This is a genomic window from Neobacillus drentensis (assembly GCF_036965645.1).
GTDB lineage: Bacteria > Bacillota > Bacilli > Bacillales > Cytobacillaceae > Neobacillus > Neobacillus drentensis_D.
In genome coordinates, this window is the sequence record NZ_JBALPZ010000027.1 from 1 (window position 1) to 11,868 (window position 11,868).

Here is an 11,868-nt window from a genome sequence, read left to right on the forward strand (position 1 = left end):
ACACTCGGCAGCTTTTTATTTTATTCAATCACTTCAATAATTCACTGTGTTAATTTAGTATAATATTATTGGTAAATGGGTTTAAACAGAGTGTGAAAAAATTATTATCTACACTTTTAAGGTAAGTCTAATTTAAGATATATGGGAAAAAATGACCATTTTTATCTTCAAGCATTTCCCTTTACTATTTCTTTTTAGTATAATAACATAAAATCAAAGCTAAATATTTCCTTCGGGGTCAGGTGAAATTCCTAACCGGCGGTGATGAAGCCATTGCTTCTTAGTCCGTGACCCGTTTAACCACATGGTTAAACGGTGGATCTGGTGAAACTCCAGGGCCGACAGTTAAAGTCTGGATGGGAGAAGGAAAAATATATTGGGTTATGAATAGGGCAAAATATGCCTATTAGTACCCTTTATTTCCTATTGTCATTTTTAAGACCCTAAAGAAATATTTTCTTTAGGGTCTTTTTTATACTCTGAAGGGATAATAAGTTTATTGAGGTAAATCAAGTTAAAGGGGATTAGAATCTTGCCCGAGCCAAAGTAAGGAGAAGAAGGATTATGTTTACCGGAATCATTGAGGAAATAGGTAAAGTAGCAAAGATTCAGCGGACAGCCAATTCGTATGTATTAACAATAGAGGCTGAAAAAATACTACAAGATATACATCTTGGTGACAGCATTGCTGTAAACGGGGTCTGCCTGACAGTTACTTCTTTTATAGGTAAGCAGTTTACAGTAGATGTTATGCCGGAAACAGTCAAGGCGACTAGCTTAAATAACATTAAGAGTGGGACCAAGATTAATTTGGAACGCGCAATGGCTGCAGGCGGCAGATTTGGCGGGCATTTTGTCTCCGGACATGCAGATGGAATCGGGGTTATTAAAAGAAAACAAGCCTTAGAAAATGCTGTTTATTATGAAATAGAGGCAGATCCTGAAGTTTTAAAATTTATTATTGTAAGAGGCTCTGTTGCGGTCGACGGGACAAGTTTAACTGTTTTTGATGTTTCGGACACTAGTTTTACACTCTCACTTATCCCCCATACTTTGTCAGAAACTGTAATTGGTTTAAAAGGTCCAGGCGATATCGTCAATTTGGAATGCGACATGATTGGCAAATATGTCAGCCATTTTATTAAAAATAGTGGCAATGATACACCTCAAAAGAAAAAATCGGGAATCAGCCAAAGTTTTTTAGAAGAAAACGGCTTTTATTAGGCATTAATGATGAAAGAATAAAGGAGTGATCACATGTTTGATACAATTGAGGAAGCCCTAACGGATTTAAAAGCTGGCAAGGTTATTATTGCTTGTGATGATGATGACAGGGAAAATGAAGGGGATTTTATCGCCTTAGCGGAAAAAACGACACCTGAGGTCATTAACTTGATGGTTACGCATGGCAGAGGGCTAGTTTGTGTGCCAATCGTGGAAGAACTAGCTGAGAAACTAGATTTAAAGCCAATGGTTGCTGTTAACACAGATTATCATGGAACGGCTTTTACGGTCAGTATTGACCATAAGTTTTCGACGACAGGAATTTCTGCTTACGAACGGTCTGCAACTGTGTTAAGTTTACTGGACGCGGAAGCAAAACCGGAAGATTTTAAACGGCCTGGGCATATGTTCCCGCTTATAGCGAAAAAGGGCGGCGTTTTGCAGAGAAACGGTCACACAGAAGCGGCAGTAGACCTTGCCAAATTATGCGGTGCTAAACCAGCCGGAGTTATTTGTGAAATTATGAATGAAGATGGCACCATGGCCCGCGTACCACAGCTTAGAGAAATAGCTGATCAATTGAACGTAAAAATGATTACCATCAAGGCATTGATTGAGTATATAAGCAAAAAAGAAAGTCCATTAAAAACAAAGGCAGATTAATAAATTATTCTTGGAGGAATGAACATGTCAACTATTTTTGAAGGTAATTTAGTAGGAACAGGGTTAAAAATAGGGATTGTTGTAGGAAGATTTAATGAGTTTATTACAGGTAAATTATTAGATGGTGCACAAGACGCGTTAAAACGTCATGGTGTCAGCGAATCTGATGTAGATATTGCCTGGGTTCCAGGTGCATTTGAACTCCCGCTAATCGCCCAAAAAATGGCATTCAGCAAAAAGTATGATGCCGTGATTACACTCGGAACAGTCATTCGCGGTGCAACACCACACTTTGATTATGTATGTAACGAAGCGGCTAAAGGGATTAATGCCACTGCCTTAGCGAGTGGAATTCCAGTTATTTTTGGTGTTCTTACAACAGATTCAATCGAGCAGGCGATTGAGCGTGCTGGAACAAAGGCAGGGAATAAGGGCTGGGATTCAGCATCGTCAGCGATTGAAATGGCGAACTTAATCCGAAATATCGAGCAGTAATATTTTCAGCTATAGCAGGAGGATAAAAACAGGCAAATCTAACGCCTGTTTTTATTTTGAAATATCATTGTTTTTTTTATAAGGTATATACAAACCAAACCAATTATCTATATAATGGTCATATCATAAAAAAATAGTACGGTAAACAGGTGCTTAAGTCTTTACTAGACTCTAAGCTTAATAGGGAAGTTGGTTGAAAGCCAACGCGGTCCCGCCACTGTAAATGCGAGCAACCTATACATGTCACTGTCGAAAGATGGGAAGGCATAGGGAGCGATGACCATGAGCCAGGAACCTGCCTGTTTTAGACACCAAAAGCCTACGCGGATAGGAGAGTGTTAAGAATAGGGGCCATTCTTGCCCCTGCTTAACTACATAACACTCCTCCTCCTTAGATAGGGGGATTTTTTTATGTCTAATTTTAGAATGAAAGGAATGCAAGTAGAATGCTAAAAAGAAAGAATCTATGGATGTCTTTGCTGTTAGTCCTGATGGTATTGACAAGCGGCTTGCAAACACCAGTATTTGCGGCCGAGGCAGAACAAGGTACGGTTACAGTCTTTGGACTAGACTCCACAGCGGTAGTTCCAGACAAGACACTCCCATTGACTGAGAAAGAAACGGCTGCCGAGGCATTGAAAGATGCGGTTGGTCAAGAAAATCTCGAATATACGGATACCAGTTACGGGCCCATGCTCACCGGTATTAATGGAGTAAAAGCGGGGGAAAACCAATTCTGGGCGTTTTTTATTAATGGAATCTCAGCACAAGTCGGGCCAGATTCGTATGTCGTTCAAAATGGTGACAAAATAACATACCGACTAACCGATTTTACGAAACCTGCAAAATCGACTGTTTCACTGAAAGTTGTTGATGACAAACAGAATACGGTTGCTGAACTTTCATCCATTGAGGTGATCGGCAGTCCAAATGCCTTTCAGCTTTTACAAACAGCCTTAGGTACAGATCAGGTTGGGTTTGAAGAAACACAATATGGAAAGATGATTACATCTATTAAAGGAATTAAAGCGGAAGGATCTAACTACTGGGGATTCTATGTGGATGGGAAAATGGCTAATGTTGGTGCAGAGGGTTATCAGCTGCAAAATGGTAACCAAATAAGTTTTCAACTTGAATCCTTTGAATCAGCACCTGGAGACGGGGGGAACGGTGAGACAACACCTTCAACTCCAACAACTCCAACAACACCAACTACTGGAACAATTACAGCTCAAGATTTGCAAACTGCTGTGAACGATTCAAGTGCTTACGTACTAAAAAACGAAGTGGGAGAATGGCAGGTAATTGCCTTAAAACAAGCAGGAAAAGAAATTCCTACAAACTACCTTGCCAACGTAAAAGCAATAGTAAAAGAGAAACAAGGAAAGTTTTCAAGAATTACAGATACAGAACGATATGCTTTAGGAATCTTAGCCGCGGGCGGCAATCCGACAAATGTAGAAGGCTATAATTTAATAGAAGCAATATATAATGGAAATGTAACCAAGCAGGGTTTAAATGGTGTTGCCTATGCACTAATTGCTTTAGACAGTGCAAATTTCTCTATTCCTAGCTCTGCACAATGGACAAAAGAAAAACTTATTAGTTACCTGACTGATAGACAAAATAGTGACGGAGGTTGGGCTTGGGACGAAAGTACAACAAGCGATATTGATACGACAGCCATGATTTTAACAGCTCTCGCACCATTTAAAGATCAGGCTGGAGTAAAGGATAAGGTTGAGGCAGCCATCAAGTATCTATCTAGCCAATATCAAGCTTCAAAAATTGATAACAGCTCGACTGCCGCTCAAGTCATGATCGCTTTATCGGCTCTTGGAATCGATGCAAACATCGGTGATTTTTCAAAAGACAATAGCGGGCTTGTACAATATTTGCAATCATTCCAAAATAAAGATGGCGGTTTTGACTGGCAGGGTGGAGATGAGAGTGATCCATTCACGACCTCTCAAGCGATTCAGGGATTAGTTGCCTATCAGTTATTTAAAGCAGGTAAAGGCTCTTTGTATCACTTTACTTTAACTGCGGAAACGCCTGCAGCCGATAAACCTGCTGTTGAAACACCTCAGACAGAACAGGCTGCACCGATAGAACAAGCTGCTCCTACAGCTACTGTTGTGAAGACAACCAATCAGACTGGGCATGCACTGCCAAATACAGCGACAAATATATACAATCTTGTAGCTCTTGGACTATTGCTTATGATTGCAGGCAGTTTCATTTATTGGAGACAAAGAAAACAGAACGCATAAAAACCATAATCCCCTCTTGGCTTCCAAGAGGGGATTGATTGGAGGCAGGACATGAATAAATTTTTAAAGATTACTTCCTTTATATCCATTCTATTTATAATCATTAACCTAGTTGGCTGTAGTTCAACTGACGGTGCAGAGAAGGAATCCAAAAAAGAAACAAAAACCGTTGAAGTAACAGCGAAAGCAGAGAATAATACAGAGAAAGTTACAAACCAACAAACTTCTGTAGAACAAACGAAAACGACAGCTGCTTCACCTGAAACAAAGGAGGAGCAGCCAGCTGAAGTGAAAACGGAGAGCGAACAAAGCTCACAGCCAGCTCAGCAAAATCCCGCGGAAAGTAAGACTACAGCCAACACGTCTTCCACAGCGAGTAAAAATACGTCAACGACAACAACAAAACCTGCAGGTGCAACAACAACAACAAAAAGTACTGGAACGACAACCACAAATTCCTCAGGGACGACAACCCAAAAAACTTCCGGTACGACAACAAGTAAAACGCCAAGCACGGCACCAAGCACGGCACCAAGCACTGCTACTAATTCAACTCCAGCACCTAAACCGGCGGCCACTGCACCAAAGCCAGTCGCTACGGTAACAATATCTATTACTGGTCCTAAAGACCGCGGGACAATCCTTTCAGCTTCAAAGGTAAAAATAGAAGATGGGTATACTATTTTTGATGTGGTGAAACAAGCAGCGAAAGCAAAAGGGATTGTAGTGGATTCCACAGGCAGCGGTGCAACAGCCTATATCGAAGGAATTGACAACATCTATGAATTTGATTATGGTGCAAAAAGCGGCTGGGTATTTAAACACAATGGTGCTAGTATTACTAAGAGCATCGGAGTTATAAAGGTTAAAGCTGGTGATCAGATTGCATGCTACTATACTGAATAATAGTTGGAGGTACAGGCGATGAGGCTACGGTTTGACCGCTTTCATCCGCTTGTAACTTTTGTATTTTATGCCGGGGCTGTTTCATTGCTTATTTTAATGCTGCATCCCCTTTTTTTAATCAGCTCCATCGCCGTTGTTATTTTGATTAATATTCGCCATGATCGTTTAAAAGGATTACGGCGATGGTGGTTTTTCATTATTACTACATTCCTCCTAATGGTGATCATGAACCCGCTATTCAATGAGAGGGGCAGGCATTTGTTAGTTGAAATAAACGAACATCGTGTCACCCTGGAGGCAGTTGTTTATGGCGGAATGAATGCCTTTTCGATTATTGGGATTATTGCTTTATTTGTTTCTTACAACATTATCATGACACCGAACAAGCTTTTATTTATTTTTGCAAAAGTGTTACCTCAATTTGCGGTGCTTCTCATGTTGACGCTCCGGTTTATTCCATTAATGCGAAGAAGGCTTGAAGAAATTTCGGTCGTACAAAAGAGTAAAGGACTCACGGTTAGTCATGGCAACTGGAGAGAAAGAGCTAAGACAGGAATGCTTTATGTTCAAACATTATTAACCTTTTCTTTAGAGGAGGCCATTCAAACCGCTGATTCTATGAAAGCTAGGGGATACGGACAAGGTCCGCGTTCATCCTATGAATATTTTAAAATAAACAAAACAGATATCATCGCAATCCTTTATTTATTAGGTCTTTTTGGTTTTATCGTTATAGAACGTTTTTCAGGATTTGGTGTATTAACGGTTTACCCCATTATGGAATCATGGCATCTATCGTTGATAGATAGAGCGGTTTTCATTTGTAATATCATGTTTTTAAGTTTCCCATTATTAGTTGAAGCAGGTGGAATATTCCGATGGCGCTTATCGAATTAAATAATGTTAGCTTTACCTATCCGGATTGTACAGAGCCGGCCATTCGGAAGCTTTCCCTAAACATTCACAAAGGACAATTTGTTGTTTTATTTGGCGCATCAGGTTCCGGAAAAAGTACTCTTTTACGTTTATTAAAAAAGGAGATCCAGCCTCATGGAACGCTGTCTGGAAGAATAATGATAAATGGCCAGCATGTACAAGACAAGGAAGGGCTGACCAAGGATGTAGGCTTTGTTTTTCAAGATCCGGAGAATCAAATAGTGGCGGATGATGTATTACATGAATTGGTCTTTGGTTTAGAGAATATTGGTCTCAATACGAATGAGATGAGAAACCGGGTTGCGGAAATGGTTCACTTTTTTGGGGCAGAATCGATACTTTCCCGGAAGTCGGAAGAACTTTCTGGTGGAAAAAAGCAGCAAATAAATTTAGCTTCAGTCCTATTAATGCAGCCGAATATTTTATTATTAGATGAACCCACTGCGCAGCTTGACCCAGTGAGTACGAGAGAATTTATTGATATGCTGAAGAGATTAAATGAAGAATTCGGTATGACGGTCATCATAGCCGAACATCGGCTGGAAGAGGTATTTACATTGGCTGACCAAATCATCATGATGGAAAACGGACATGTAAAGATTTCCGGTGAGCCAAAAGAGGTGCTGCGTGAGCTTTGGGACACCTCTTTTAAGGCGTATGTGCCGAAGATTCCTGCGTTATTTTTGAGCCTGGAAGGTCATGGACAGGTTCCTTTAACCGTAAAAGAGGGAAGGGATTGGGTCCACAACCAAAAAATGGAGCCTGTTTTTTCAACGGGAGAAAAAATCCCGTTGAAGACAAGAGAACGGATAAATGTAAAAAATATTTCATTTCACTATGATAAAAAAAGGGAGTTTATCTTGAGTGAGCTTGAGCTGAGCTTAAAGCAAGGGGAATTCTATGCCTTATTGGGAGGCAATGGTTCAGGGAAATCTACGCTCTTAAAGATGATTGCAGGTTTGATTAAACCTGATAATGGGAGAGTAGTATTAGATGATTTACCTTTAAGGAAATATAAACAGGACGAATTAGCTAGTAAAATAGGTTATTTACCACAAAATCCGAAGCTATTTTTCATACAGGATACGGTTCAAAAAGAGCTAAAAATGACGATGGAACAGTGGAAAATAACAAGTGATAAGGAAGTAAACGAGCTTTTGGACAAATTAGGAATAGCTCATGTACTGGCTAACCATCCCTATGACCTCAGTGGGGGAGAACTGCAAAAGGCAGCATTGGCCTGTATTTTAATACGAAAGCCGGAGATTCTGTTATTGGATGAGCCGACCAAAGGCTTAGACCCTATTTCAAAAGAAAAGTTAGCTGAAATTCTCTTATCATTACAAACTGCTGGGATGACGATTCTGATGTCCACCCATGATGTCGAGTTTGCCGCACAATATGCTTCTAGGTGCGGGATGATGTTTCAAGGCAAAATTACCTCTGAAGACGTACCTGAGAAATTTTTCAGTGGGAACTTTTTTTATACCACCATGATTCAAAGGGTATTCCGAGGGTTATCGGAAAGAGGAGTTCCGATGACGCTTGAGGAGGTTATGCATTTATGCGCAAACACAAGACCATAGTGACGGCTTTTCTTCTAATCATGATGATGGTTATCCTGGGGCTGAACTACATTTGGGCTAATGCCTATTTAGGTTTAAGCTTTGGTCTTGTCCTTTTAGCTATTGCTCTTTTTCTCTTCCGATTTGAAACAAGAAAGGTTGAACCTCGTGAACTAGTACTTTTAGCCGTGATGGCATCGATTGCAGCCGTGGGACGAATCCCGTTTGCAAGTCTCCCAAGTGTCCAGCCGACGACGTTTGTGATTATGATGTCCGGCTATGTGTTTGGAGCGGAAAGCGGCTTTGTGATAGGAGCGGTTGCGGCACTAGCTTCCAATATGATTATGGGGCAGGGGCCATGGACACCGTGGCAGATGGTGGCATGGGGCTTGGTCGGTTTAACCGCTGGTTTATTAAATCATACACTTTTTATGAAGAGAAGATGGGGCCAGATTTTGTTTGGGGTTCTGTGGGGGTATTTGTTTGGCTGGATTATGAATCTATGGGGATTTATCGCACTGATTCAGTCCGGCGGATCGCAAACTTGGAAGGCGTTTATCGTTTATATGATAGGAAGTGCCACTTTTGATACCTTTCATGCCATCTCCAATGTTTTCTTTTTAGTTGTTTTTGGCGGGATCTGGATTAAAATCTTATCCAGATTTAAGCGGAAATATGGATTACTAGAATAAAAAAACTCCAGTTTTAGCTGGAGTTTTTTTAATGGTTATTGTCCAAGGACCTTTGCTTTATCGATTAATGCATTAATCCCTTTCCCAATCGAATATAAGGCTTTTTCAAGTCCACTTTTCAATTCAGGGGCATGCTCCTTAATCGTTGAGCCAATTTTTTTTGCATTATTATTTAGCTCTTGCCCTATGGCCTTTGCCTGATCATTGATATTCTCTTTAGTTGCCGCCTCCCCTGCAAGCTGGTCGTTAATTGAGGTCACTTCAAAACTTTTGTTAGGAAGATGGGTGATAGATTCCCGCATAATCTCTTTAAAAATTGGTACTACATTAGATGAACTAGCACTTGGCAAATAGTGTTGTCTATCTGTTTGGTCATAGCCAATCCAAATAGCACCGACAAGGTTTGGAGTATATCCAACCATCCACTGATCCTTCGTTCCGTTAACCCCGCTGAATGGCAGCTGGGTAGAGCCGGTTTTTCCGGCAATTTGAACTCCTTGAATATGAGCTTTCTTTGCTGTACCGGTCTCAACCACATTCAATAACATCGATGTCATTTCATTCGCAACCGTTTTGGAGGTTACTTTAGTTGTTTTTTCTTCCCGCTCGGCAATCACATTCCCAGTCGGACCGACGATTTTGGTAATCAAATGACTATCCTCTCGGACGCCATCATTAGCAAAAGCAGAAAAGGCATTAGCCATCTGTAGTGGTGATACCCCTTTACTCATCCCGCCAAGAGCAATCGCCAGGTTTTCGTCCTCTTTTTCAACCGGAATCCCAAACCGCTTTAATGAATCTAAGCCTTTATTTAGGCCAATCTCATGTAACAGCCAGACAGCCGGAACATTTAACGATTCTTCAAGGGCTTTGTACAAAGGTACTTCGCCTTGGAATGTTTTTGAAAAATTTTCCGGTGTGTAGTTCCCAATCGTGGTTGGCTTGTCTTGAAGCACAGATGAATATTTATAGCCATTTTCTAAGGCAGGAGTATACACTGCCAAAGGCTTAATGGAGGACCCCGGCTGGGCCTGCAATTGGGTGGCTCTGTTAAAACCACGGAAAACGTGTTCACCCCGTCCGCCGACGAGAGCTCGCACACCGCCAGAAGCTGGGTCCATTAGAACCGAACCGCTTTGAACCAATTTCCCTCCCATACCGCTAGGGAACAGATAATTTTTACTATATACCTTTTCAAGCCCGGCTTGCAGATTCTGATCCATTTCCGTATAAATCCTGTAGCCTCTAGTTAAAATCTCATCTTGTGTTAACCCGTATTTAGAAATGGCTTCATTTAAAACAGCATCGACATAATATGGGTAATTACGCTCAATATTGCTTCCACCGCCATCGTGAAGCTTAATCTTTTCATTCTTTGCTGTATTGTACTGAGCGGCCGTAATCATACCTTGTTCTTTCATCTTTGCTAAGACAACATTTCGGCGCTTCATCGCTAAATCATAATTATTATAAGGATTAAGATAGTTCGGCGAGTGTAAAAGGCCTGCCATCATAGCTGCTTCGCTAATGGTCACATCCTTAATATCCTTATTAAAATATTTTTTTGATGCATTGCTGATTCCCCAGGCTCCGCCGCCAAAATAAACCTGATTTAAATACATTTGCAGAATCTCATCTTTTGTATAAACCTTTTCAATCTTTACAGCTAAAAATAGTTCTTCTGCTTTCCGTTTATAAGTTCTTTCAGGGGAGAGCAGGGCATTTTTAGCTAGCTGCTGAGTTAAAGTACTACCGCCGGCCGTAACCCTTCCAGCAAAAATGTTCCCAAAGAGGGCACGGGCGATTCCTTTTATATCAAAGCCTCCATGCTCATAGAAGCGTTCATCCTCAATCGCCACTACGGCGTTAGGGACATACTTGGGGACTTCACTAATCGTTATACCCTTTGTTCGATTGGTAGCCACATTGCTGGCAACCTCTCCGTCTTTATCATAAATAACCGTTGGCTGACTTAAGCCTTGTTTTAATTGATCCACGTTGGCCCTAGATGCCAGCCAGCCAAAATAAGCAATCGTTACTAAGACTACAACAAGAAGTAATAATAAAATAATTTGGGTTAGATGTCTTCTTTTCCAGAAACGAACGATCATTCCCCAAAAGGGCTGTAATTTTTCCATGCTATCTCCTAACTTTCAAAAGGAATTTTCGATTTCTCTATTATAGAATTTCTAAACGAAAAAGACCAATATTTAGCTAAAGTAATCCATGATATACGTGGACAACCAATCGATAGAATAAGCATATATTAATAGAAAGGCTGTATTAAAGGTTACTGTTGATTTTGAAACGTTGTTGATTGGAGCGGAAATCAACATCCAAGATTAACCCAGCCAATAGAAAAGGATAGAAGGGGTGGGGAATTTGATTAACTGGAAAGTCCGTTTTAAGAACCGAAATTGGGTCATTGCCTTTCTTTCACAGCTAATGATTGTGGCCGAATTGATTTTATCAGGTTTACATTCCATGGGTCTTGTTCATTTTCAATTAACAGATGCAATCCAAAATTCCATTTTGACAATTGTTAATGCGGTGTTTGTGCTGTTGTCCATGTTAGGAATTATCCAAGATCCTACAACCAAGGGATATAAGGACAGCGACCAAGCGTTAAAATATGACGAGCCAAACTAAGCTAATGGGAAATATAATTTATATTAAATGGTCTACAAGTTGGAAGAAATTTGGTAAGATGAAATATATAGATTAATAGGAAGAAAATGACAGGAAGAAAGGTCTTGTATCAGTTTTTGAATACAGAATGAACTATTCAACTTAAAAAGGGGGAATTGGAATGTCAGTCTGGATCATGATATTAGCGGCTTTCTTACTGTTTATCGTTTTAGAGGAGACTATTTATTATAGTTGGAATCGCTATGTATATGGTAAAAATTATCTAATGAGACAAAAATGGAAAAACCGCTTTCTTCATGTTTTAGCAGTATTTAAACGAAATAAATCAATAGATGTCGAAACAAATCATCAGGAAAAGAGCTCCAGCTAAGATGGAGTTCTTTTCTTTTTGGGCTCACGTAATAGACAAAACACAAGTCAGTTGTTTTGTGGCTCACTCTGTTTTTTCTTCTTTTTTAAGAAGGA

The 11,868-nt window shown here is 40.3% G+C and carries 9 protein-coding genes, 3 pseudogenes and 2 riboswitches; of the genes and pseudogenes, 11 read left to right on the forward strand and 1 reads right to left on the reverse strand.

The features are described from left to right. Positions 1-224 precede the first annotated feature (224 nt). A riboswitch (FMN riboswitch) is annotated at positions 225-372 on the forward strand. A 192-nt stretch (positions 373-564) separates the two neighbouring features. The 9 genes and pseudogenes from ribE (at position 565) to V7266_RS04840 (ending at position 8,754) form a co-directional block, all read left to right on the forward strand. Then, positions 565-1,224, forward strand: a complete 660-nt coding sequence (gene ribE / locus V7266_RS04805; RefSeq protein ID WP_335466270.1) for a riboflavin synthase — start codon at positions 565-567, stop codon at positions 1,222-1,224. 33 nt (positions 1,225-1,257) lie between these two features. Then, positions 1,258-1,884: pseudogene (ribB, locus tag V7266_RS04810) on the forward strand (3,4-dihydroxy-2-butanone-4-phosphate synthase); the annotation flags it as partial. A gap of 27 nt (positions 1,885-1,911) precedes the next feature. After that, the gene (ribH, locus tag V7266_RS04815; RefSeq protein WP_335466271.1) at positions 1,912-2,382 is read left to right on the forward strand and encodes a 6,7-dimethyl-8-ribityllumazine synthase; all 471 of its coding nucleotides are present in this window, start codon (positions 1,912-1,914) and stop codon (positions 2,380-2,382) included. 130 nt (positions 2,383-2,512) lie between these two features. Beyond that, positions 2,513-2,699, forward strand: a riboswitch (cobalamin riboswitch). 129 nt (positions 2,700-2,828) lie between these two features. Beyond that, positions 2,829-4,655, forward strand: a complete 1,827-nt coding sequence (locus V7266_RS04820) for a DUF4430 domain-containing protein (RefSeq protein ID WP_335466272.1) — start codon at positions 2,829-2,831, stop codon at positions 4,653-4,655. A 51-nt stretch (positions 4,656-4,706) separates the two neighbouring features. Further along, positions 4,707-5,561 (forward strand): DUF4430 domain-containing protein, encoded by an 855-nt coding sequence (locus tag V7266_RS04825; protein ID WP_335466273.1) that lies wholly within the window; start codon positions 4,707-4,709, stop codon positions 5,559-5,561. Between the two features lie 18 nt (positions 5,562-5,579). Further along, on the forward strand, positions 5,580-6,458 hold the full coding sequence (locus tag V7266_RS04830; RefSeq protein ID WP_335466274.1) for an energy-coupling factor transporter transmembrane component T: 879 nt from the start codon (positions 5,580-5,582) through the stop codon (positions 6,456-6,458). Next, a pseudogene (locus V7266_RS30715) lies at positions 6,440-7,066 on the forward strand (ABC transporter ATP-binding protein); the annotation flags it as partial. The gene V7266_RS04830 and the pseudogene V7266_RS30715, both read left to right, overlap by 19 nt. A gap of 249 nt (positions 7,067-7,315) precedes the next feature. Further along, positions 7,316-8,083: pseudogene (locus V7266_RS30720) on the forward strand (energy-coupling factor ABC transporter ATP-binding protein); the annotation flags it as partial. Further along, a complete protein-coding gene (locus V7266_RS04840) occupies positions 8,062-8,754 on the forward strand; it encodes an ECF transporter S component (RefSeq protein WP_335466276.1) in 693 nt (230 codons plus the stop codon). The pseudogene V7266_RS30720 and the gene V7266_RS04840, both read left to right, overlap by 22 nt. A gap of 35 nt (positions 8,755-8,789) precedes the next feature. On the opposite strand, the gene V7266_RS04845 is transcribed toward V7266_RS04840, so the two are convergent. After that, positions 8,790-10,892: a transglycosylase domain-containing protein gene (locus tag V7266_RS04845; RefSeq protein WP_335466278.1), complete on the reverse strand. Its 2,103-nt coding sequence runs from the start codon at positions 10,890-10,892 to the stop codon at positions 8,790-8,792. Positions 10,893-11,136: 244 nt separating this feature from the next. Between V7266_RS04845 and V7266_RS04850 the strand changes: the two genes are divergently transcribed. Together V7266_RS04850 and V7266_RS04855 are read left to right on the forward strand one after the other, a co-directional pair. After that, a complete protein-coding gene (locus V7266_RS04850) occupies positions 11,137-11,403 on the forward strand; it encodes a phage holin (protein ID WP_335466280.1) in 267 nt (88 codons plus the stop codon). Positions 11,404-11,563: 160 nt separating this feature from the next. Continuing rightward, positions 11,564-11,773, forward strand: a complete 210-nt coding sequence (locus tag V7266_RS04855; protein WP_335466281.1) for a hypothetical protein — start codon at positions 11,564-11,566, stop codon at positions 11,771-11,773. Positions 11,774-11,868: the final 95 nt, after the last annotated feature.

Excerpts from the sequence above, each read along its gene's own strand:
- ribE (WP_335466270.1), top strand. The coding sequence starts at position 565 with ATGTTTACCGGAATCATTGAGGAAATAGGTAAAGTAGCAAAGATTCAG.
- ribH (WP_335466271.1), top strand. The coding sequence starts at position 1,912 with ATGTCAACTATTTTTGAAGGTAATTTAGTAGGAACAGGGTTAAAAATA.
- V7266_RS04820 (WP_335466272.1), top strand. The coding sequence starts at position 2,829 with ATGCTAAAAAGAAAGAATCTATGGATGTCTTTGCTGTTAGTCCTGATG.
- V7266_RS04825 (WP_335466273.1), top strand. The coding sequence starts at position 4,707 with ATGAATAAATTTTTAAAGATTACTTCCTTTATATCCATTCTATTTATA.
- V7266_RS04830 (WP_335466274.1), top strand. The coding sequence starts at position 5,580 with ATGAGGCTACGGTTTGACCGCTTTCATCCGCTTGTAACTTTTGTATTT.
- V7266_RS04840 (WP_335466276.1), top strand. The coding sequence starts at position 8,062 with ATGCGCAAACACAAGACCATAGTGACGGCTTTTCTTCTAATCATGATG.
- V7266_RS04845 (WP_335466278.1), bottom strand. The coding sequence starts at position 10,892 with ATGGAAAAATTACAGCCCTTTTGGGGAATGATCGTTCGTTTCTGGAAA.
- V7266_RS04855 (WP_335466281.1), top strand. The coding sequence starts at position 11,564 with ATGTCAGTCTGGATCATGATATTAGCGGCTTTCTTACTGTTTATCGTT.